The sequence below is a fragment of the Nocardia sp. NBC_01009 genome, assembly GCF_045208035.1.
Taxonomy (GTDB): Bacteria; Actinomycetota; Actinomycetes; order Mycobacteriales; family Mycobacteriaceae; genus Nocardia.
Genome location: NZ_CP108695.1, coordinates 8,193,423 through 8,214,771 on the forward strand (window position 1 = coordinate 8,193,423; position 21,349 = coordinate 8,214,771).

A 21,349-nucleotide genomic window follows, 5' to 3' on the forward strand; every position below is an offset into this window, starting at 1 on the left:
GCGCGCCCTGGTGTCCGTGCATTTGCCGGGGACCATCCTGCCCGCATGGCGACTCGGCAGCCGGCAGGCCGGAGCAGGCCGCGACGGTTCCTGCGCAGCGCCGCGGCCACGCTGGCGCTGCTGTTGTGTGTGGCCGCCGCCGCTGCCGCACTGTGGATCACCCACCGCGACTCGATGCGGTCGGCGGTGGGTTCGCCGAGTCCTCGGCCTTCCTCGGCAGCGTCGTTCCCGCCCGGTCCCGGATCCGCGCGGGCACTGCTGAACAGCCTGACCGTGGCACGGAACGAGCACTGGGAGAGCTACGCCCGCAACGCATTCGGTCCCGGTTGGGCAGGCCACGGCGGCGAACCGGTGCAGTCGGACGGATGCACCGCACGGGATGCGGTGCTGCGCCGAGACCTGCACGAGGTGCGGATGGCCGACCGCGATCGGTGCATGGTGTTGTCCGGCAGGTTGAACGATCCCTACACCGGTACACCATTGCCCTACAACCGCTTCAAGGCCTCCGACCTCGAGATCGACCATGTTGTCCCACTCGGTGACGCGTGGCGTTCGGGTGCATGGGATTGGCCCGCGGATCGGCGCGAGCGCCTCGCCAATGACATCGACAACCTGGTCGTGGTGCAGAAACAGGCCAATCGGGACAAGGGCAGCAAGAGCCCGGACCGGTGGCGGCCGACCCGCCACGAGTATTGGTGCGAGTACGCCAGACGCTGGGTCGGTGTGAAGGCCCGCTACGGCCTGCACGTCACCCCGCCCGAACGCGACGCGCTCGGCGAGATGCTCGACAGCTGCCCGGCGCAGTGAGTCGAGGGGGCATCGCTATCGGCCGGGCCGATCGGCGACCGCCTGATCACTAGACCGCGATGCGGCCGCCGACCTCGTTGCCGGCACCATCGTGCAGGCACCCTGGCCACACACTCACGCTGTCAAGCGATAACGCAACCAGTACTCGTGTTTCACGAGTTCTGCCAGGGTCAGTTTCTCCCTGTCGACCGAGTGCGCATGCCCAGTAGCGTTGGTTCGCATGAGCATCCGCCTCGGTTATCAGATGCCGAATTTCAGCCACGCGGGCGCGGTCCGCGATCTGTTCCCCTCGGTGGTCGCGCAGGCGCAGGAGGCCGAAGCGGCCGGGTTCGACACCGCGTTCGTGATGGACCACTTCTATCAGCTGCCGGTGATCGGCCCGCCCGAGGAGCCGATGCTGGAGGCGTACACCACGCTGGCCGCGCTCGCGACCGCCACCGAGCGAATCCGGTTGTCGGCGTTGGTCACCGGCAATACCTATCGCAATCCGGCGCTGCTCGCCAAGACCGTCACCACGCTGGATGTGGTGAGCGGCGGCCGGGCGGTGCTCGGCATCGGTGCGGGTTGGTACGAACTGGAACATCGGCAGTATGGATTCGAATTCGGCACCTTCACCGATCGGTTCGCCCGGCTGGAGGAGGCGCTGCAGATCGTCATCCCGATGTTGCGCGGACAGCGGGCCAGCTTCGAGGGGGCCTGGTACCGCGCGGAGGAGGCGATGAACGAACCGCGCCTGCGCGACGACCTGCCGATCCTGCTCGGCGGTGGCGGCGAAAAGAAGACCTTTGCGCTGGCTGCCCGCTACGCCGACCATCTCAACATCATCTGCCACGCTTCCCAACTGCCGCAGAAGCTGGCCGCGCTGCACGAACGCTGCGCCGAGATCGGCCGCGACCCGGCGACTCTCGAAACCAGCTTCCTCGCCAACGTCATCCTCGACGAGGACGGCGACCGCGCCCGCAAGCTACAGGCAGATCTGCTGGGTAAACAGGGGGACGAGCTGTCGGCACTGCCCGCCGAACTGCGCACCTCGCAAGCCGATCGCCAATTCGCCGGTGACCCCGACGATGTCGCCGAACAGCTGCAGCGCCGTGTCCTCGACCACGGTGTCGACGGCTTGATCATCAACATGGTCACCAACGGCCACGAGCCCGGCATCGTCGAACTCGCCGGCCGCACGCTGCGTCCGCTGGTGCGGTAGCACAGCGACTTCCGTTCCGGCACAGGCCATCCCGTCGGTGCATCCATGAAAAACGTCTCCGCACACCTCGAATGGTGTGCGGAGACGTTGGTCGGAGCGGGTCGGCTCAGCCGAGCAGGTTCCAGTCCTCCAGGCCCTGGTACAGCGGGAGGTCGCGGGCCAGCTTGACGACGCGGGCACGCAGCGATTCCGGGTCGGAGCCGCCGGCGAGCGCGGTGGCGATGATGTCGGCGACCTCGGTGAACTCGGCATCACCGAAGCCACGGGTGGCCAGGGCGGCGGTGCCGATGCGCAGACCGGAGGTGACCATCGGCGGGCGCGGATCGAACGGAACGGCGTTGCGGTTCACCGTGATTCCGATTTCGTGCAGCAGATCCTCGCCCTGCTGGCCGTCGAGTTCGGAGTTGCGCAGGTCGACGAGCACCAGGTGCACGTCGGTACCGCCGGTGAGGACGCTGATGCCCTTGTCCTTGACGTCGCCGCCGCCGAGGCGCTCGGCGAGGATCTTCGCGCCGGACAGGGTGCGCTCCTGGCGGTCCTTGAACTCGGCGCCGCCTGCGATCTTGAAGGCCACGGCCTTCGCGGCGATCACGTGCATGAGCGGCCCGCCCTGCTGGCCGGGGAACACCGCGCTGTTGAGCTTCTTCGCGTACTCCTGCTTGGCCAGGATCAGGCCCGACCGTGGACCACCGAGGGTCTTGTGCACGGTGGAGGACACCACGTCGGCGTAGGGCACGGGCGAGGGGTGCAGACCCGCGGCGACCAGACCGGCGAAGTGCGCCATGTCCACCCACAGGTAGGCCCCGACCTCGTCGGCGATCTCACGGAAGGCGGCGAAATCCTGGTGGCGCGGGTAGGCCGACCAACCTGCCACGATGACCTTCGGGCGCGCGGCGAGCGCGGTCTTGCGCAGCTCGTCCATATCGATGCGGTGGTCTTCCTTGCTGACCCCGTAGGAGTGCACCTCATACAGCTTGCCGGAGAAGTTCAGCCGCATGCCGTGGGTGAGGTGTCCGCCGTGCGCGAGGTCGAGGCCGAGCAGCTTGTCGCCCGGATCCATCAGCGCCATCAGCACCGCCGCGTTCGCCTGCGCGCCGGAATGCGGCTGCACATTGGCGAATTCGGCGCCGAAGAGCTCCTTGGCGCGATCGCGGGCCAGGGTCTCGACCACGTCGACATGCTCACAGCCACCGTAGTAGCGACGGCCCGGGTAGCCCTCGGCGTACTTGTTGGTGAGCACGCTGCCCTGTGCCTGCAGCACGGCGCGCGGCACGAAGTTCTCGGAGGCGATCATCTCGAGGGTGTCGCGTTCGCGGGCGAGTTCGCCTGCCATCGCGGCAGCAACTTCCGGATCGAGCTCACCGAGAGACTGGGTATTGACAGAGGCGGTCGTCTGCGTCACCGCATCAGTCTATTGGCCCCCGTATACGCCCACCGCCAGGGGGTTCGCTCAGGTCGAAACATCGCCGAGCAGCACACCGCTGTGCGTCCGTCTCGACATTCGCGACAGCCATGTGGCACTCGCCGAGCTGTGTCTCGAGTCAGGCCGGAGTTGTGGCGGATAGTAGGGCCACGAGATGTTCCTGTGCCTCGTCGAGGGGCGTAGTGGATTTGCGGGCGCGGGATTGGATGATCGCGCCTTCGATCGCGCTGACGACGAAGCTCGCCAGTGATGCGGCTCGGGCCCGGGGGATGCCGCTGCCGGTGAAGGCGGTGGCGAGGTGGTCGGCCCAGTCGCCGAGTGCCGCACCTGCGGCGGCTTGCACGCGGGGCTCGGATTCGGCGAGCGCGGCGCCGACGATGGGGCAGCCCGCGGTGAACGCGCTCTGCTCGAGGACCTGCTTCCACCAGCCGACCAGTGCGGCGAGCCACTGTTCGGGTGGGCCTGCGGCGGTGACCTTATCGATAAGGGAGGTCATCCGGTCACCGGCGATCTTGGTCGCGGTCTCGACCAGTTCACTCTTTCCGGCGGGGAAGTGCTGGTAGAGCGAGTTGCGCGAGGCATTGCTGCGGTCGAGCAGCGCGGCGAGCCCGGCGGCGTGCACGCCCTGTTCGCGGACCAGCTCGATGGCGCTCTCGATCAGCCGGGCGCGCGGGCCTGCGGTCATCGGTGCCCTCCTCACAGTTGCGTGAACCGATCGGTCCATGCTCCAATTATGGCAGATGTGGACCGATCGGTTCACCGAAAGGACGGAACCCATGAGTTCGGAAACCACGGCCGCCCCGGAGATCGATTTCACCGAGCTGTCGGGGCTGGAGCTGCTGCGGACGGCAATGACGATGGCGGGCCGGCCGCGGTTCATCGGCGATCTGCTCGGCATGGAGGTCGACCTGCTCGAACACGGCAAGGTGGTCTTCGGCCTCGAGACCCGCCCGGATTTCGCCAACCCACTCGGCACCACGCACGGCGGCATCTGCGCGACGCTGCTGGATTCGGTGATGGGCTGCGCCGTGCACACCACGCTGGACCCCGGGGTCGGCTACACAACGCTCGAATTGAAGGTCAACTACATCCGCTCGGTCCCGACCGACGGCAGGCGACTCACCGCGACCGGCATCACCATCCACGTCGGCCGCACCACCGCCACCGCCGAGGGCCGCGTCGTCGACGACAAGGGCCGCCTCGTCGCACACGCCACCACCACCTGCGTCATCTTCCGCTGATCCCCACCCGCCCGACGCCACGAGCGGCACGAGCGTAGTGAAATGGCGGCTCCCACCCCCGAACCGACCACCATTCGACTACCCTCGCCACCGAAAATGCTTGGAACGCAACCACAGCCAGTCCGCACGCTGGAAGCCATTGCCTGTCTGCACAGGCTGCGGAAGACAAAGCCGGGTACGGCACATGACGTGCCCAGCACTGCCCGGAACACCGCTGGGACGTGGGTTTGCTTGTCGAACGGGGCACGCGACCCAGCTTCGACTCACCAGTGTTATCGGGTCACATCGCGCACCGCGCCGGGGGTGAGCGGTTCGTCGAGGAGGCGGCGGAAGCGTTCGACTCGGTCATCGGAGGTCGATGCGCGATCGAGCCAGCCACCCAGTAGGCGATAGCCCTCCACATAGGTGCTGATGTAGGCCCGCCACAGCGGTGAGGACAGGAAGCGCAGCGACTGGCGGGCACGCTCGGGGGTGATCAGGTTCCAGCGCTGCAGAAACTGCGCGACCTCGTCTGCGTCGCGGTGCCGGTCGTGCAGCAGCAGCGCGGCGTCTTGTCGCACGCCGAGCAGCTTGCTCGACGCAGTCGCCAGGCGTTCGGCGCGCTCACCATCGAAGCGCAGGCCCAGATCGGCGTATATCTCCTGCGCCCATTTCCCCCAGTCGGGTCCGACGATGGCACCGAGCGCGAGATCGGCGAGACCTTCCGCCATGAGGCACTGCGGCGTGTTCACCAGGAACAGCGTCTGCTCGGCCTGGCCGGCCGCAACCAGGCCGGCCTCCTTGCGACAGTGCTCGGTGTGATGGCCCGGGTAGGACTCGTGCGCGATGAGGTGCGGCAGGTTCGCCATGTGCTGTTTGAGATCGGAGTTGATCGCCACCGTCGACTGGTAGTTGCCCAGGTAATAGTTGAACCCGGACCAGGGCTTGTCGCCGACCACCTCATAGGTGACGTGCTCGTTGTCGGGCAGCGGATAACGCGCACGCACGAGTTCGCGCAATGCGCCGGAGAACTCTTCGACACAGGCGCGTAGCCGTTCCGGCGGAATCTCGTCGGCCTTGCGATGGGCGGCAACCCGCTCGGCCAGCGATCCTTCGCCGGCCAGCACTTCGTCCATCTGCCGGTGTGCGTCGCGGTAGGCCGCTTCGTCGTCGGGCGCGATGTCCACATCGAAGTAGGCCCGCACCTCCTCGACGAATCCGATCTCGTCGCCGGCGAACTTGCGACCGGAACATTCCAGCGCGCGCAGGTGCACGTCGAGGAACTCGGTCCGCTCCGGCGCGAGTCCCGCGGCGGGCAGTTCGGCGCGCAGGGCTGCGGCCCGGCGAGCCAGCGCACGCGGTTCCGGTGCGGGTGCGTTCTCGACCTCGCGACGCAGCGCCGGATCACCGGTATAGGCGTCGACGAAACCTTCCTCCAACCGGTCGAAGGCCAAACCGAGTCGCAGGTACTCCGTCACGAGCGGATGCGCTTCCATGCCGCCCGACATTAGCCGCTGTCAGCACAGGTATCGACCCGGTTACCATCGGGTAGTGGCACCCCGCTTTTCGCACGCTGTTGACGCAGAGCAGAATTCGGCTATGCGGCCAGAGCTAGACCGAATCTCACAGCGGCGCCACGTTATGTGTGCGTGTTTGCCTAACAGGAGCGTCGGGTAAGTGGCACGAATGAGCGAGCCGAGCCCGTATGTGGAATTCGACCGGAAACAGTGGCGCACGCTGCGGAAGTCGACTCCACTCGTGCTCACCGAGGAAGAACTGATCGGGCTTCGCGGCCTCGGCGAACAGATCGACCTCGAAGAGGTCGCCGAGGTCTATCTGCCGCTCGCTCGCCTGATCCACCTGCAGGTTGCCGCACGTCAGCGGCTGTTCGCCGCGACGGCGACCTTCCTCGGCGAGAAGCATCCCGACCAGCAGGTGCCCTTTGTCATCGGCGTCGCAGGCAGTGTCGCGGTCGGTAAATCCACCACGGCACGCGTGTTGCAAGCGCTGCTCGCCCGCTGGGATCACCACCCGCGTGTGGATTTGGTCACAACCGACGGATTCCTCTACCCCACAGCCGAACTGACCCGGCGCGGCATCATGCATCGCAAGGGTTTTCCGGAAAGCTACGACCGCCGTAAACTTCTGCGCTTCGTCACCGAGGTGAAATCCGGCGCACCGGAAGTGTGCGCACCGGTGTATTCGCATATCTCCTACGACATCATCCCCGACAAATTGCACTGCGTGCGGCAGCCGGACATTCTCATTGTGGAAGGCCTCAACGTCCTGCAAACAGGTCCGCGACTGATGGTCTCGGACCTGTTCGACTTCTCGATCTATGTCGACGCCCGCATCGAGGACATCGAGAAGTGGTATGTGCAAAGGTTTCTCACGCTCCGGGAAACCGCATTCGCCGACCCGAACGCACACTTCCACCACTACTCCGGATTCACCGACGAGCAGGCGACCACCACCGCACAGGAGATCTGGAATTCCACCAACCGCCCCAACCTGGTCGACAACATCTTGCCGACCCGCCCTCGGGCCACCCTGGTGCTGCGCAAGGATGCCGACCACACCATCAACCGGCTGCGCCTGCGCAAGCTGTAACCCGATCGGTGTACCAGCCGGTCGCTAGAGTTTCCAGGCCGCGTCGAGCCGGGCGGCGACGTCGATATCGCGGGCGGCGGCGATATGCGGTTTGCGAATTTCTTTGGCGATATAGCGGGCGACGAAACGACGAATCTCGTGGTCGACGCTGGCGAGGATGCGCAAGAGCTGGCCGCGCTTGGTGGCAGTGGCGACGTTGATGCGGACGTCGCTCGGGCGCGGCTCGGCGATGTCGATGATCACCCGAAGCGGCTCCGCTGTGCGCGCGGTCAGGTGCAGGTGAATATAGCCCTCGACCTGGAAGCGATGCCGGTCGACTGCCAAGTCGATGAGCATGTCGACGCTCAGCGGGATGCTCAGCTCAAAGGAGATGTACTCGTCGACGCCGCGACGCACCCGCGGCTGTCCGAGCTGGACCTGGGCACTGGCCTTGACCAGGTGACCGGGCCCGACTCCGATCGGGCCGAAATCGAATGCCGCACCGGCCAATTGACCGAAGGCGCCGGCGATGCGTGCTTCGGAGGCGGCGTATTCCAGGAAGCGCCTGCCGAATTCCTCGTAACTGACGTAGGACACCGGATCACGGTGCTGCCCTGCCGTCTCGTCGAGCGCGAATTCGCGTGGCCCGCCCAGCCAATCGTCGTACGCACTCATAAGACCGCACGGTACGCGAGAAGCGGCGAGGCGGAACCCGATTCGCGCCGCGATCGAGTGCTCAGACCCCGAAGCGGCGATGCCTGGCGGCGAAATCGCGCAGTGCGCGCAGGAAATCCACCCGCCGGAACTCCGGCCAGTACGCCTCGGTGAACCATATTTCCGAGTATGCGCTCTGCCAGAGGAGAAACCCCGAAAGTCGCTGCTCACCGGAGGTGCGGATGACCAGATCGGGATCCGGTTGGCCGGAGGTGTACAGGTGCTGGCCGATGGCGTTGACGGTGATCGACTGCACCAGGTCCTCGCCGGTCTCGCCCGCCGCCATCTCCTGACGGACCAGCTTGCGGACCGCGTCGGCGATCTCCTGCCTGCCGCCGTATCCGACGGCCACATTCACATGCACCCCGTCTCGACCGCTGGTGCGTTCGGCAGCGGTGCGCAGGCGCTTGGCGATCAGCTCGGGGAATCCGTCGAGCGAGCCGACGATGCGCACGCTCCAGTTCTGTTCCGGATCCGATAGTTCCTCGACGACATCGGTGATCACCTCGAAGAGGGTCTCCAGCTCGTCGGGATCGCGCTGCAGGTTCTCGGTCGAGAGCAGGTAGACGGTGACCATCTCGATGCCCTCGGCGGCACACCAGCCGACCAGTTCGGCGATCTTCAGCGCACCGACTCGATGTCCGTGGCTGACATCGGTGAAACCGTTCTCCCGCGCCCAGCGCCGATTACCATCGCACATCACCGCGACATGCCGGGGATGTTGTTTGCCGGCCAGCTGCTTGGACAGCCGCGCCTCGTAGATGCGGTATGGCAATCCACGCACCCGACTCGGAAACTCCACGGCGACCTACAGTACGCCTCACCGGCAGGATCCCGGCAGCGACCGCGAATCCCGTACACTACGGAGAGCCATAACTTACGGTCCCGTAGGTTACTGGGCGGTACAAACTGGAGGTAACTGGTGTCCGAATCGGTCGCCGCCGACGCGGCATCCAGCACAACCCCGGGCACGGCAGGCGAATCCTTGGTGTCGGCGCTCGGCAAGCCGCGGCTGCGCGGCTGGATCCACACCTGGGCCGTCGGCATCGCGGCAATCGCGGTCATCGTCCTGGTCGCCACCGCCGCGACCATCTCGGCGACGGCAGGCTGGTCGACACTGGTCTACGGGCTGACAGTGTGCGGACTGTTCGGGATCAGCGCCGTCTACCACCGGGTGACCTGGCCGACCGCGAAGGCGCGCATCCGGATGAAGCGCGCGGACCACTCGATGATCTTCCTGTTCATCGCGGGCAGCTACACCCCGTTCGCCCTACTCGGACTGCCGGGGCGGACCGGACAGACCCTGCTGCTGGTGGTCTGGATCGGCGCGCTCGCGGGCGTCGCGCTGAAACTGCTGTGGCCGACGGCGCCGCGCTGGGTCGGTGTGCCGCTGTATCTGCTGCTCGGCTGGGCCATCGTCCCGGTCGCCGGGCAGCTGAACTCGCAGGTCGGCATCGCGCCGCTGATCCTGTTGTTGATCGGCGGGCTCGTCTACAGCGGTGGTGCGATCCTCTACGCCACCAAATGGCCCAATCCGTGGCCCGCGGTATTCGGTCATCACGAGTTCTTCCACGCCGCGACCGTGCTCGCGGCACTGTGCCACTATGTCGCAATCTGGCTGGTCGTCTTGCGCTGACCGGCCGCAACGGGCGAAGTGAACAATTCGACCGTCCCATTCCCTCGGTTTCGGCAATACAGTCGGATACGAGGGAACTCGATTCGGGGCGGCAGACGATGGCACAACAGACGATCCACACCGATAAACCGGCCACGGCTCGGCCACCGGAACAGCGGTTGGCCTATCGCTGGGGCGTGGCCATGGCGCACTACCGCCGTCCTATCGCGGTGCTGTGGCTGTTGGTCATCGTCACCTGCGCGATCGCCTACCCGAAACTCGACGGCAGGCTGGAGGCCGCCGAATTCCACGCCGACAATGTGGAATCGACACGGGCCTCCGAGCTGCTCGCCGCGCACTACCCCGATCTCGGCGCCGAAGAGCTTGCGCTGGTGTTCTATTCGGCACAGCGGACGGTGGACGACGCGCAGTACCGAGCCGTCATCGAACGAGCGGTCGAGGATGTGGGTGGCGTTGCGGGTGTCCGGATCGCTCTCGGTCCCTTCCAGGGCGACCAGAAGTCCCAGATCTCCGCGTCCAGGCATGCCGCGCTGGCGATCATCGGGATCGACGGCGATATCCCGACGCGCGCCGCGCTGTCCGACGAGCTCCAGGAACTAGCGGGCCACCAGTCCGGCGACGAGGTCACCGTCGGCCTCGCCGGGTTCTCCCCCGGACTGCGCGATCTGATGGAAATCGAGGTCGCCGATTCCGGCCGAGCCGAAGCGATCGGTTTGCCGGTCGCGTTCGCGCTCCTGATCGTGGCCCTCGGCACCGTTGTCGCCGCGTTCGTGCCGGTCGCGGTGGCGCTGAGCGGGCTGCTGCTCGCATTCGGCGGGCTCTTCCTGATATCGCATGTGATGGGCACCAGTTCCCTGATGCTCGCGGTCGCGACCATGATCGGCACGGGCATCGGATTGGACTATGCGATGTTCGTGGCCAGCCGGTTCCGGGAAGAACTCGCCAAGCAGCCACCCGGCGCCTCGCCGGCGGGCATCGCGCATGCCTGCGGCGTAGCCGTCGCCACCGCGGGCAAGACGATCGTCGCCTCCGGGCTGATCGTGATGATCTCGCTGTGCTCGCTGATGGTGGTACGCGCGCCCGTGTTTCGCGGTATCGCCGTCGGCGTTGTGGTCGCGGTCATCGCGACGCTCAGCGTGGCGTTGACGCTGCTGCCCGCGCTGTTGGCGCTGCTGGGTCCGCGGGTGAATCGGGGCGCGCTCCCGGCCCGCTGGCAGCCGCTGGAGACACGGGCGGGCGCGGACGCCGTCGATCCGGCCACCGGCCGGTGGGCTCGCTGGAGCCGGACCGTGATGGCACGGCCCGCGCTGTTCAGCATAGCCGCCACGCTGGTTCTGCTGCTGGCCGCGGCACCGCTCGCTGGAGTGCGCTACGGCGTCGATATGGGCACCGCGGCCTTGAGCGAGACCGCCTCCGGGAAAGCCGGTGCCATCGCCACGGACAATTTCGCGCCAGGATTGCTGGCGCCGATCACGCTCATCGCGACCGGCCCCGACGACACGGCACTGTCCGCCGACGCGGCCGGACAGGTGCAGACCTTCCTGACCGAGCTCGCCCACGACGAGCGCATCGACCGGGTGCTGCCGTTCCAGCGCGATGGGCGCATCTTCGCGACAGTGATCGCCGAGACGCCGTTCGATTCGCCCGAAGCCAACGCGCTGGTCCGGGATATCCGCGCCGATGCCGCGGGGCTGCCGGATTCGCAGGTGCTGGTCGGTGGCGTGACCGCCGAATTCGCCGACATGTCCGACGAGATCACCAGGAAACTGCCGTTGGTGGTCGCACTGGTTCTATGCTGCTCGTTCGTGTTCCTCGTCGCTGCCTTCCGCAGCATCGTGCTGCCGGTAAAGGCGATCGTGATGAATCTGCTGGCCACCGGAGCCGCCCTCGGTATCACCGTCGCGGTGTTCCAATGGGGTATCGGTGAGTCGCTGCTCGGGTTCCAGAGCACCGGGTTCATCCAGGTGTTCCTGCCGATCATGGTGTTCGCCATGCTGTTCGGACTGTCGATGGATTACGAGGTGTTCCTGATCCGGCGGATCAAAGAGTTCTGGGAGGACAGTCCGCGCACCGCCGCCGACAACGAGCACGCGGTCGCCGCAGGGCTCCAGCACACGGCACGGCCGATCAGCGCGGCCGCCGCGATCATGGTCGTCATCTTCGGCAGCTTCCTCACCGCGAGCGTGCTGGAGCTGAAGCAGATCGGACTGGCGCTGGCCGTCGCCGTCGCCATCGATGCCGCGCTGGTGCGGCTGATCCTGGTGCCCGCGCTGATGAAGCTGTTCGGCACCTGGAACTGGTGGCTGCCGACACCCGTCGGAGAAGGTTCGCGAAACCGGTGATCGCCAAGCTGGTCGTCTGGGCACTGCGGGCCCGCTGGGGTCTGGCCGCGGTCGTCATCACCTGCAACCTCAGTGGTCTCGCCGTCATCGTCACCGAGCTGTGGCTCAGCGGCTTCTTCCACCGGCTCGGCCCCGACACCGTGCGCGCCATGGCGCTGGTGGCTGTCTACCCGGCGGTCGGATTCCTCGCCGGTATCGCACTCGCGATCCGCGACCGGACCGTGTACTTCGGCTGGCTCGACGACGGGCGCAAACCCACACCGGAAGAGGCCCGCCGCCTGCTGCGGCTGCCGATCGCCATCACCACGCGCGCCCTTGCCCTGTGGCTGCCCGGTGTGATCATCTCTGCCGCGGCGCTATCGCGGGTGACCCCGCAGCACGACCTCGCCGTCATGATGGCGATGTTCGTCCTCGGCGGATTCGAATCGGCGGCATTGACCTTCCTGATCGTCGATCGACTGATCCGACCGACCATTCCGATCGTTACCGCCGTGCTCGGCGCGACGATGCATTGGAGCTCAACGGTATTCGTCCGCGTCGTGCTCACCTGGGTGGTCTCGGGAGCAATGCCGCTGTTGATGCTCATCGTGGTGCTCGCCGACCCGGTGTCCGGCGCGTCCGACCGCATCCGCACCGGCATCTACGTCGCCGCGGTCGGGATCGGCGTCGGCGCGCTCGCCACCGCGACGCTGGCCCGCGCCGTAGCCGCGCCGCTGCGGATGCTGCGCCGGGCGCTGGACCGGATCACCCATGGTGAGCTGGATGTGCGAGTGCCGATCGGCAGCGCGAGCGAGATCGGGCGGCTCGAGCATTCGGTCAACGAGCTCGCCACGAATCTGCGCGAACGGATGCGGATGCGGGAGGTGTTCGGCAGGCATGTCGGGGCGGAAGTCGCCGAACGGGCCCTGGCCCGTGGCGTCGATCTGACCGGCGATGTGCGCGTGGTTGCGGCACTGTTCGTGGATGTCACCGGCTCCGTGGAACTCTCCACCGGGCTGCCGCCGCAGGAGTTCGTCGCCAAGCTCAACCGGCTGCTCTCGACGGTGGTCGCGGCGACCGAGGCGAACAACGGTCTGGTCAACAAGTTCGAGGGCGATGCGGCACTGTGCATCTTCGGCGCACCGATTGCATTGCGGGACAACGCAACCCCGGCTCTGCGGGCCGCCCGCCGGATCCGCGACGAAGTGGTCGCCGCCGGTGAACTGGATATCGGCATCGGCGTCGCCCTCGGCCTGGTCTTCGCGGGCGACGTGGGTTCCGATACCCGGCTGGAATACACCGTCATCGGCGACGCGGTCAACGAGGCCGCACGGCTGACGACCGAGGCCAAGGAGGTCCCCCGTCGAATCCTGGTGAGCGGCACAGTGATCGAAGCCGCCGCGGATGACGAGAGGGCCGAATGGACCCTGTACGAATCGATCCGGCTGCGCGGCATGAAGGAACCCACCGCCTGCTGGACCGATATCGACCCCACGGGCAGCACCGGCCACCCCGCCGCCGGCACCGAACACGCCGCGGCGGCGATCGCCAAGGACGGCGCCACACCGGTGAGTGCGGTCACCGAAATCCGCTGCACCGCACCGGAGACCAAGGAAAGCAACGCGGTCGCCGCGGCGCCGGACGCCAGCACGGACCCGACGGCCGATCGCAGTCCGATCTCCGAGATCCGCACACCGGCAACGGAAGACGAGTCCGACGCGCTCCACGTGCGCGCAGCAGGGTCCGACGCGGTCACCACGAGTCGCACACGGGGCGAAAAGCCCTGACTTCGTTCACTGCCTGCCCAGGGCCGCCTGCACGTCCGTAGCGGTCGTGACCGGGAGGTCGCAGACCGAGCCGCGACACACGTACACCGCGGCCGCGCCGTCGACCAGAGGGCGATCGGCCAGCAGCGGCACCGAGTCCGGTTCGCCCGCAACGATTATCGAGCCGCCAGGGGCCGATTTCCTTGCGGCCGAGAGCAATCTCCGCTCGTCCTGGAACTCGACCGCGCCTGGCGCATCGAGCGACAGTTCACCGCCGCCGAGGTATGCGCCACTCGGACCGACGATCGCAACCTGGAGCGGACCGCGCAGCGCTGCCTCGGCGACTGTCAACCATTGCCCGGCCGAGCGTGGTGCGCGAGCGAGCACCACCGCGCCTCGGGTGAGGGTCTGGTCGGCCAGCTCACGGTAGCGCACCGCGCGGGCAGGATCGCTTGCGGCGCTTGCGGTCAGGAGTGCTTCAGCGAGCGCGGAGGCGCCCGCCGGGGTGGCGCCGTCGATCGGGTCGCGCGGGCGGGTGACCAGGATTTCCGCGTCGTCGGCGGTGTCGAACCAGCTGCCCGGCGCCGCCGGGTCGGCGAAGTGCTCGATGGCCTTGTCCAGCAGGCGTTGTGCCTCGGCGAGCCAACTCGGTTCACCGGTGGCTTGGTGCAGGGCGAGCAGCCCGACAGCCAGCCACGCGTAGTCCTCCAGCACCCCGGGTGCCGTTCCGGCGACGCCGCCGAGCGAGGCGCGCAGCACCCGGTCATCGACGACGTGCCGGCCGAGCAGATAGCGTGCGCAATGCGCCGCAGCCGCAACCCAATCGGGGCGGCCGTGCGCAGCTCCCGCTTCGGCAAGCGCAGTGATGGCCATCCCGTTCCATGCGGTTACTACTTTGTCGTCGCGCGCAGGCTGCGGGCGACGGTCGCGGGCGGCGCGCAGCGTGGTTCGAATGCGCTCGAAGCGGGCGGGGGCATCCGGATCGACCGGCACCGCGGCCTTAATGGCGTCGGGATCGGTGTATCGGGTGAGGATCGAGGTGCCCTGTTCGAAGTTGCCCGCAGTGGTTACTCCGAAAACCTCTGCGGCCCAGGCACCGTCGGTGGGTCCGAGCTCGCCGATCAGTTCGGCGGGTGTCCACACATAGGTGGCGCCCTCGACCCCCGGCCCGCCCGGCTCCAGGTGGGTGTCGGCATCCAGTGCGGAGGCGAAACCGCCCTGTTCGGTGCCGAGATCATCGAGCAGGAAGCCTGCGGTCTCCTCCGTGATGCGCAACGCGAGCGGCCACGCGAGGACCGTTTCGCCCGACGCCGATCCCGTCCGGCGCGCCAGATGCGCGTAGGCGCGCAGCAATTGGGCGTTGTCGTAGAGCATCTTCTCGAAATGCGGTACCAGCCAGGCATCGTCCACGGAATAGCGCGCGAAGCCGCCGCGCAGCTGGTCGTAGATGCCGCCACGAGCCATCGCTTCTGCGGTGTGGGACACCGCCTCGAACACCGCGGGATCACCGGTGCGCTCCCAGCTCCGCAGCAACCCTTCCAGCAGCGCCGACGGCGGGAACTTCGGCGCACCACCGAAGCCGCCGTGCTTATCATCCACCTCGCGCAGCACCGCGGCCACCACATGATCGAGCAGTTCGGTGGTGATGCTGAAATCGCCGCCGGGCAGCCCCGCCGCCTGCGCCCGCAGCGCCTCGGTCACCTGCGCGGACGCCTTGTTCACTTCGTCGCGCCGGTTGATCCAGGTGTCGGTGATCGCGGTAAGCAGCTGGGTGAACGACGGCATGCCGCCCCGGGGCAGCTTCGGGTAGTAGGTGCCGCAGTAGAACGGTTCACCGTCCGCGGTGAGGAAGCACGTCATCGGCCAGCCGCCCTGACCGGTCATGGCGACGGTGGCGGTCATGTAGACCGCGTCCAGATCGGGCCGTTCTTCCCGGTCCACCTTCACACACACGAAGTTCGCGTTCATCAGCGCCGCGGTCGCCTCGTCCTCGAAGGACTCGTGCGCCATCACGTGGCACCAGTGGCAGCTCGCGTACCCGATGGACAGCAGAATCGGCACGTCCCGCGCCGCTGCCTCGGCCAGCGCCTCGGCGTCCCACTCCCGCCAATCCACCGGATTCCCGGCGTGCTGACGCAGATACGGCGATGTCGCACTGCCCAATCGGTTCACGCCTCCAGCCTCCCACAACCGGCGAGCACACAACGCAACCCACGCACAGCCGCGTTGCACACGGGCCAGCAGCCGCTGGCAGCTCTTGGACTAAAGATCGACGGCGACCATCGGCATGACGCTCCACGCCGATGGTCACCTGTGAGCTACGGTCTCGCCGTTTTCTAGAAGCCGAAGCTGCCGGTGGCGGGCTTGCCGGTCGCGGGAACGGTGACCGCGACGAAATTACTGAACTGTTCCTCCCATTTGTTCACACAACCGCCCCGCACATTGATCGTCGATCCCGGCTCGAGGCCTTCCAGTTTCACCGTGACCGTCTGGCCAACGCCGGCCAGCGTCTCATTCCGTGCAGCCTCTTCATAACCGTCCAGCGGTTTGCTGTCGCCGAAGAAGACGCGTTGATTCCCGATGGAGGCCTCCGCCCAGCAGGTTCCGCGATCGTTGGGATTGCGCAGTGTGGCAGTCACCGTGCCCACAGCGGTGCCGTTGAAGCTCACTTCGGGGGCGTTGAACGGTGTGTCCGCACTCGCGGGCACGGCGGCGAAGGAGGCAAGCGCTATGGCCGCCGCCGAGGTGAGAAAACCGATCGTTGGAATTCGTCTGTTGATCACATCATCCGACAATTCCACGGAATACCTTTCAGTGCAACGCATGTCGGCCCAGGCGCCAGAGGACCGCGGCCTGCACGAGCAGCCGGCCTCGGAATTCCCTGCACACAACGACCCGCTCGTGACCGAATCTCCGCAGTTAGCAATACCTTTCGGAGACTCTGGTACTTAACAACTCACATGGCACCAGTGGCAGCTCGCGTACCCGATGGACAGCAGAATCGGCACGTCCCGCGCCGCTGCCTCGGCCAGCGCCTCGGCGTCCCACTCCCGCCAATCCACCGGATTCCCGGCGTGCTGACGCAGATACGGCGATGTCGCACCAGCCAATTGGTTCACACCCATCAACCTCCTACGCTGAGCCGGCACATGACACGCTCCTCCCACTTCGCTTCGATCCGCGAAGTTCGGACTTGCCAGAATGGCAAAACTGTCCGGCCACCCGCATCGCAGACTCGTGGGCCATCACATGAAGAGTAGTGCGCGCGGCAGGATCGATGGTCGGGGCGGCAGCTGTACTTCCTGGCCCGGCGCGAATGACAGCAGGGCGGGGCAAATGAACTACAACTACAACACCTACAACCTCGACAACGGTCCAGGTACAGCATCGATGCTCATCCGCCCGTCAGCCCTCCCAATCGAGTACCGGGGCGAGTGATTTCAACTGCACCGAAGGCGGGGTCAACCGCAGCAGGGCATTGCGCGCCAACACGGCCAGGGGCGAGGAGAGTTGACCGACTGCACCGATCACGCGGGAACGCTTGACGATCATCTGGGTACGTGGCCTGCGCTGCGCGTCGTAACGCGCCAGATCACCATCCTCGGCGGCGACCCGAGCCAGCGTCACGGCATCCTCGAGCGCCTGGCAGGCACCCTGGCCCAGATTCGGGGTCATGGCGTGCGCGGCATCACCGATCAAGGCGATCCGCCCTGTGGCATAGGTTTTCAGGGGCGGCAGGTCGTAGAGATCATGCTTCAGGATCGCCGTGTCGTCGGCCGCCGACAGCAGAGCAGGGATCGGGTCATGCCAGGAGCCGAACCGGGCACGCATTTCGGATAGCCCACCGCCCGCGGTTCCCGCGGCCATATCGGCCGTGGCGAAACAGTAGACCCGGCCGTCCGGGAGGGTGCCATATCCGAAGCGTTCTCCCCTACCCCAGCTTTCGCCCATATCGCCGACCGGCTCGGTAGGGGCTACTACCACTCGCCACGCGGTATATCCGCTGTAGCGGGGTTCGATCTCACCACAGACCGCGCGTCGCACCACACTGCGGACACCGTCCGCACCCACGACCAAATCCCCGGCCGAGGTCCCCGCCGAGTGCGCGACGATGTCGTCCGCCTGCACGCCGGATACCGAAATCCCGGTACGCACAGCGTATTCCGGAACCGCCGCGCGCAGGATCTCCAGGAAGTCGGCACGATGCATCATGATCGGACTGCCGTAGCGGGCACGGACGGCTTCGATATCGGTCCGGGAAAGCCAGCGTCCCTTGCTGTTCCGAATACCGGCCGAGCTCTCCTCTCGTGCCCGGCCACGGATCTCGTCGCCGAGACCCAGCTCATCCAATGCCTGAAGTGCGTTGGACCACAGCGATATTCCCGCCCCGACCTCTGTGATCCGGGCCGAACGCTCCAGTACCTCGACCTCCCAGCCCTGGCGCGTGAACGCGATAGCTGTCGCGAGACCACCGATGCCGCCGCCGACGATGACCGCTTTCGGCATGTTGTTCCCTTCGTTGACGCAGGTTGAGCAGGTGTCACTTGGCGAACTGGAGCGCGACCGTCGCGGCGGCGGGGACGAGGTAGAGGACCGGGAAGATGGCCGATCCCGCGTGGCCGGCCCGGATGGACGTGGCCGAGGCGAGGAGGAAGTAGGCGATGAGGCAGACCGCGGCCGCGACGCCGATCGGGGGGAGGACGAAGCCGACGACCAGGCCGAGGGCTCCCGCGGATTTCGCCAGAGCCAGCCAGTTCCACCAGGACTCGGGGACGTTGTACTGCTGGAGCGGTTCGACGACGAACTGTTTCCTGGTGAACAGGGAGAAACCGGAGAAGCCGATCCACAGGGCCGCGATGACTCCGACGACGTGGTACGCGATGTTCATGAGAGACCATTCCTTTTGCAAGTCGAGGCACACGCTTCGACGTCCGTTTCGAACAAGGAAAGCGTCACATCGCGGGACGGAGCGCTGTAGTGCGCCGAGTCATGACCTCAAGATGCATTCGATAGTGGCGAACCGTGCAAAACGCACGGTTCGTCGGTGCACATTGCGCGTGGATCAGAGCCAGCCGGCTTGCTGAGCGATGCGCACGGCGTCGACTCGGGTGCGTGCCTGCAGTTTGGCCGCTGCGGCAGCGAGGTAGTTGCGGACCGTGCCGTAGGACAGATGTAGTTGCGCGGCGATTTGTTTCGGGTCGGCTCCGCTGGCGAGGCAGCGCAGGACGTCGACCTCACGGTCGGTCAACGGGTTGGCCGGGCCGCGCAGCGTCGTGAATGCCAGTCCGGGATCGAGGACGCTGCCGCCGGCCGCGACGGTACGGACCGCGTGTAGCAGGTCTCGGCGTGAGCTGTCTTTGAGCACGAATCCGGAGACGCCGATATCGATGGCGCGCTTGACGTGACCGGGACTCGCCAGCGAGGTCAGCACCAGCACCCGGCATTCCGGGTGGTCGCGGCGAATCTCGGCGGCGGCAGTGAGTCCGTCCTTGCCCGGCAGATCGATATCGAGGATGGCAAGATTGATATCCTCGGTGGCCACGGTGACCACGATGGATCCGCCCTCTTCCAGAACAGCGGCCACCACGAAGTCGTCCTCCAATTCCAGGGACGCCACCAGGGTTTCGCGCAGCAGACGCATGTCCTCGGCGATCAGTATTCTGATCATCTGATACCTCTCCTCACCGCGGCCCGCCCCCAAGAGCTGTTCAATTTGCTAAGGACCGGCCGAACGGTATGCAATCATCGCGTGTCGTTGCTTTCGAGGTCGATCGGGTACCTGTTCTTGGTCCCGTGCGTCCTCCCGATCGTTTTCGGCGGGAACGGCATTGCTACCGCCTGCTGCGCCGTCGCGCAGGCTGCCTTGCTGGTCATGGCGCATCGGTGGCCGGGCCCGACCCGGCCCGTCCTGGTCGGGCAAGCCGTGGCGACCTATCTGCCGATCGCATTCTTCGATACCGGCGCAGTCCATCTCGACGGCCTGCTGGCCGCCACCATCGTCTTGGGGTCCGGACAGCGCTCGCGGTGGTTCGTCTTCGGCGTCGTGACCTTGGCGTCCGGTCCTCTCGACTACGGGTTGCATGCGAGCGGCACGGCGTACCTGCACGCCGCTGTCGGGACAGCGGCCGTTGGTCTGGTGCTCAGCAGCCTGCTGAGGTTGCCGGACCTGGTCGATCAACTGGGCTCGACACAGGAGGAACTGACACGAGTCATTCGTGCCGAAGAACGATTCCGCGTCGCGCGGGACCTGCGTGCCGGGCTCGGTGAAGAGCTCCTCCTGGTGGCAGACCGCCTGCATCTGATGCAACGCGAAATGGAGGAATCGCCGGATCGAGCACGTCGCACGGCCGATGATGTGGCCGGCCTTACCCGCACGATCGTTGCCATGATGCGCCGCACCGCGGCGGCCCAGCGTGATTTCGACAGGCCCTTCAGGGACCGGGCACCGGTGGCGCGATTGGCTCCTCGGCTGACACTAGCCGCACTGGTGGCCAGCCTGCTGGCGATCAGCGCCAATCAGGTCCTGGAGGTCCCGCAGTACGAGGTGTTGAACGCGGCGGGTGGGCTCGCCTTCTCCGCGCTGCTACTGGCGCAGGTTGTCTGGGCGCGGTTCGCGGTGCCGCTGCTGTGGGCTCAGCTGACTCTCACCCTGATTCCGCTGCTGTGGCTCGGTCCGTCCTGGTGTTCGTGGCTGAGCCTGCTCGCCGTGGCCGCGCTGCTGCGCCAGCGCGTGTCCTGGGCGGTCGCAGCGGTCGGCTTCTTCGTGCTGCGTGCGGTCTTCAACGAACCGACCGGCGCGCTGGCCGACCGAACCAGCTGGGTTCTTCTCGCCCTGCAGACGACTCTGGTCCTCTTCGGACTCTCGCGATTCCACCAGCTTTCGGCGCAACTGAATCGGTCACGAGCCGAGCTGGCCACTCGGACAGCGCAACTCGAACGCCTACGCCTGGCTCGCGACATCCATGATCTGCTCGGATTGACGCTGTCCGTCCTGGCGCTGAAATGTGATCTCATCAGCGAACTGATCTCGCGGGATCCGCGCCGCGCAGCATCCGAGATCGACCAGGCCCTGCGCATCGCGGCCGACGCGCAGTTCGAGGCGCTTGCCCTCACCGACGATCGCGCTGCCCTCTCACTGCGGCACGAATTCGATTCGGCCCGAATGATACTCGCCACCGCAATTGCGACCGTACGCATCGACTACGACGACGACCTGCCGGAACGGGCCGACACCGTGCTCGCTCCGGTCGTCCGGGAGGCGGTGACCAATGTGCTGCGCCACAGCACCGCGACGCGCGTCGAGATCTACTGCCGAAGCCGATATCAGAATGTAGAGCTGAATATTCACAACGACGGTGTGTGCGCAGCGGCGGCTTCGGGCGGGTCAGGACAGGGCTTGCGGAACATGCGCGCTCGCGTGCTCGACGCGGGCGGGTCCTTTATGACCTCGACCGGCGATGGCGAGTTCCGTCTCGAGGCCGCGGTGCCTTGCTGACTCGTGCATTCTGCACGGTTCCACGCTGCCGGATGCATGCACGATCGGTGCCCGGCACACTACTCCCCGTCCTCCGCCGATGTGAGGCTGTTACTCGTTCGCACGACAAGACCCGAAGGAGCGAGGACGCCGGTATGGCCGTGGTCAGAATGCACAGATTTCGAGTCGCCCGTGCCG

Annotated in this window: 18 protein-coding genes and 1 pseudogene; 8 read left to right on the forward strand and 11 right to left on the reverse strand. The window is 66.6% G+C overall.

What is annotated here, in order from left to right; translation table 11 throughout:
- Positions 1-45 precede the first annotated feature (45 nt).
- The gene (locus OHA42_RS37110) at positions 46-807 is read left to right on the forward strand and encodes an HNH endonuclease family protein (protein WP_406232927.1); all 762 of its coding nucleotides are present in this window, start codon (positions 46-48) and stop codon (positions 805-807) included.
- Positions 808-1,027: 220 nt separating this feature from the next.
- Positions 1,028-2,008: a TIGR03560 family F420-dependent LLM class oxidoreductase gene (locus OHA42_RS37115; RefSeq protein WP_406232929.1), complete on the forward strand. Its 981-nt coding sequence runs from the start codon at positions 1,028-1,030 to the stop codon at positions 2,006-2,008.
- 106 nt (positions 2,009-2,114) lie between these two features.
- On the opposite strand, the gene glyA is transcribed toward OHA42_RS37115, so the two are convergent.
- Positions 2,115-3,341 carry a serine hydroxymethyltransferase gene (gene glyA / locus OHA42_RS37120; protein ID WP_406239867.1) on the reverse strand — a complete coding sequence of 409 codons (1,227 nt, stop codon included), beginning with the start codon at positions 3,339-3,341 and terminating at the stop codon, positions 2,115-2,117.
- Positions 3,342-3,549: 208 nt separating this feature from the next.
- Positions 3,550-4,116 (reverse strand): TetR/AcrR family transcriptional regulator, encoded by a 567-nt coding sequence (locus OHA42_RS37125; protein ID WP_406232931.1) that lies wholly within the window; start codon positions 4,114-4,116, stop codon positions 3,550-3,552.
- 91 nt (positions 4,117-4,207) lie between these two features.
- Between OHA42_RS37125 and OHA42_RS37130 the strand changes: the two genes are divergently transcribed.
- Positions 4,208-4,672: a PaaI family thioesterase gene (locus OHA42_RS37130; RefSeq protein WP_406232933.1), complete on the forward strand. Its 465-nt coding sequence runs from the start codon at positions 4,208-4,210 to the stop codon at positions 4,670-4,672.
- A 272-nt stretch (positions 4,673-4,944) separates the two neighbouring features.
- Here the strand turns inward: OHA42_RS37130 and OHA42_RS37135 are convergent, their stop codons facing one another.
- The gene (locus OHA42_RS37135; protein WP_406232935.1) at positions 4,945-6,147 is read right to left on the reverse strand and encodes a DUF885 domain-containing protein; all 1,203 of its coding nucleotides are present in this window, start codon (positions 6,145-6,147) and stop codon (positions 4,945-4,947) included.
- A gap of 181 nt (positions 6,148-6,328) precedes the next feature.
- Between OHA42_RS37135 and coaA the strand changes: the two genes are divergently transcribed.
- Positions 6,329-7,261, forward strand: coding sequence for a type I pantothenate kinase (coaA, locus tag OHA42_RS37140; protein WP_328405911.1), 933 nt, complete (start codon positions 6,329-6,331; stop codon positions 7,259-7,261).
- Positions 7,262-7,285: 24 nt separating this feature from the next.
- Here coaA and OHA42_RS37145 read toward each other — a convergent pair whose 3' ends face one another.
- Together OHA42_RS37145 and OHA42_RS37150 are read right to left on the reverse strand one after the other, a co-directional pair.
- Entirely contained in the window at positions 7,286-7,915 is a 630-nt protein-coding gene (locus tag OHA42_RS37145; protein WP_406232936.1) for a hypothetical protein, read from the reverse strand.
- A gap of 61 nt (positions 7,916-7,976) precedes the next feature.
- A complete protein-coding gene (locus OHA42_RS37150) occupies positions 7,977-8,756 on the reverse strand; it encodes an isoprenyl transferase (protein ID WP_328405915.1) in 780 nt (259 codons plus the stop codon).
- 183 nt (positions 8,757-8,939) lie between these two features.
- On the opposite strand from OHA42_RS37150, the gene OHA42_RS37155 reads away from it, so the two are divergent.
- The 3 genes from OHA42_RS37155 (at position 8,940) to OHA42_RS37165 (ending at position 13,698) form a co-directional block, all read left to right on the forward strand.
- Positions 8,940-9,590, forward strand: coding sequence for a hemolysin III family protein (locus OHA42_RS37155; RefSeq protein ID WP_406239869.1), 651 nt, complete (start codon positions 8,940-8,942; stop codon positions 9,588-9,590).
- Positions 9,591-9,688: 98 nt separating this feature from the next.
- Positions 9,689-11,932 (forward strand): MMPL family transporter, encoded by a 2,244-nt coding sequence (locus OHA42_RS37160; RefSeq protein ID WP_406232937.1) that lies wholly within the window; start codon positions 9,689-9,691, stop codon positions 11,930-11,932.
- Positions 11,929-13,698 (forward strand): adenylate/guanylate cyclase domain-containing protein, encoded by a 1,770-nt coding sequence (locus OHA42_RS37165; RefSeq protein ID WP_406232939.1) that lies wholly within the window; start codon positions 11,929-11,931, stop codon positions 13,696-13,698. Before OHA42_RS37160 ends, OHA42_RS37165 begins: the two co-directional genes overlap by 4 nt.
- Before the next feature lie 6 nt (positions 13,699-13,704).
- Here OHA42_RS37165 and OHA42_RS37170 read toward each other — a convergent pair whose 3' ends face one another.
- The 6 genes and pseudogenes from OHA42_RS37170 to OHA42_RS37195 form a co-directional block, all read right to left on the reverse strand.
- Positions 13,705-15,849 carry a thioredoxin domain-containing protein gene (locus OHA42_RS37170; RefSeq protein WP_406232941.1) on the reverse strand — a complete coding sequence of 715 codons (2,145 nt, stop codon included), beginning with the start codon at positions 15,847-15,849 and terminating at the stop codon, positions 13,705-13,707.
- Positions 15,850-16,013: 164 nt separating this feature from the next.
- Positions 16,014-16,472 (reverse strand): hypothetical protein, encoded by a 459-nt coding sequence (locus OHA42_RS37175; protein WP_406232943.1) that lies wholly within the window; start codon positions 16,470-16,472, stop codon positions 16,014-16,016.
- A 162-nt stretch (positions 16,473-16,634) separates the two neighbouring features.
- Positions 16,635-16,802, reverse strand: a pseudogene (locus OHA42_RS37180) (DUF255 domain-containing protein); the annotation flags it as partial.
- Between the two features lie 280 nt (positions 16,803-17,082).
- The gene (locus OHA42_RS37185; protein WP_406232944.1) at positions 17,083-18,183 is read right to left on the reverse strand and encodes an FAD-dependent monooxygenase; all 1,101 of its coding nucleotides are present in this window, start codon (positions 18,181-18,183) and stop codon (positions 17,083-17,085) included.
- Positions 18,184-18,217: 34 nt separating this feature from the next.
- Positions 18,218-18,565: a DoxX family protein gene (locus OHA42_RS37190; protein WP_406232946.1), complete on the reverse strand. Its 348-nt coding sequence runs from the start codon at positions 18,563-18,565 to the stop codon at positions 18,218-18,220.
- 174 nt (positions 18,566-18,739) lie between these two features.
- On the reverse strand, positions 18,740-19,345 hold the full coding sequence (locus tag OHA42_RS37195; RefSeq protein ID WP_406232948.1) for a DNA-binding response regulator: 606 nt from the start codon (positions 19,343-19,345) through the stop codon (positions 18,740-18,742).
- A gap of 81 nt (positions 19,346-19,426) precedes the next feature.
- Here OHA42_RS37195 and OHA42_RS37200 point away from each other — a divergent pair, with 81 nt between their 5' ends.
- Entirely contained in the window at positions 19,427-21,172 is a 1,746-nt protein-coding gene (locus OHA42_RS37200) for a histidine kinase (protein ID WP_406232949.1), read from the forward strand.
- Positions 21,173-21,349: the final 177 nt, after the last annotated feature.

Excerpts from the sequence above, each read along its gene's own strand:
- OHA42_RS37110 (WP_406232927.1), top strand. The coding sequence starts at position 46 with ATGGCGACTCGGCAGCCGGCAGGCCGGAGCAGGCCGCGACGGTTCCTG.
- OHA42_RS37115 (WP_406232929.1), top strand. The coding sequence starts at position 1,028 with ATGAGCATCCGCCTCGGTTATCAGATGCCGAATTTCAGCCACGCGGGC.
- glyA (WP_406239867.1), bottom strand. The coding sequence starts at position 3,341 with ATGGCAGGCGAACTCGCCCGCGAACGCGACACCCTCGAGATGATCGCC.
- OHA42_RS37125 (WP_406232931.1), bottom strand. The coding sequence starts at position 4,116 with ATGACCGCAGGCCCGCGCGCCCGGCTGATCGAGAGCGCCATCGAGCTG.
- OHA42_RS37130 (WP_406232933.1), top strand. The coding sequence starts at position 4,208 with ATGAGTTCGGAAACCACGGCCGCCCCGGAGATCGATTTCACCGAGCTG.
- OHA42_RS37135 (WP_406232935.1), bottom strand. The coding sequence starts at position 6,147 with ATGGAAGCGCATCCGCTCGTGACGGAGTACCTGCGACTCGGTTTGGCC.
- OHA42_RS37145 (WP_406232936.1), bottom strand. The coding sequence starts at position 7,915 with ATGAGTGCGTACGACGATTGGCTGGGCGGGCCACGCGAATTCGCGCTC.
- OHA42_RS37160 (WP_406232937.1), top strand. The coding sequence starts at position 9,689 with ATGGCACAACAGACGATCCACACCGATAAACCGGCCACGGCTCGGCCA.
- OHA42_RS37185 (WP_406232944.1), bottom strand. The coding sequence starts at position 18,183 with ATGCCGAAAGCGGTCATCGTCGGCGGCGGCATCGGTGGTCTCGCGACA.
- OHA42_RS37190 (WP_406232946.1), bottom strand. The coding sequence starts at position 18,565 with ATGAACATCGCGTACCACGTCGTCGGAGTCATCGCGGCCCTGTGGATC.
- OHA42_RS37195 (WP_406232948.1), bottom strand. The coding sequence starts at position 19,345 with ATGATCAGAATACTGATCGCCGAGGACATGCGTCTGCTGCGCGAAACC.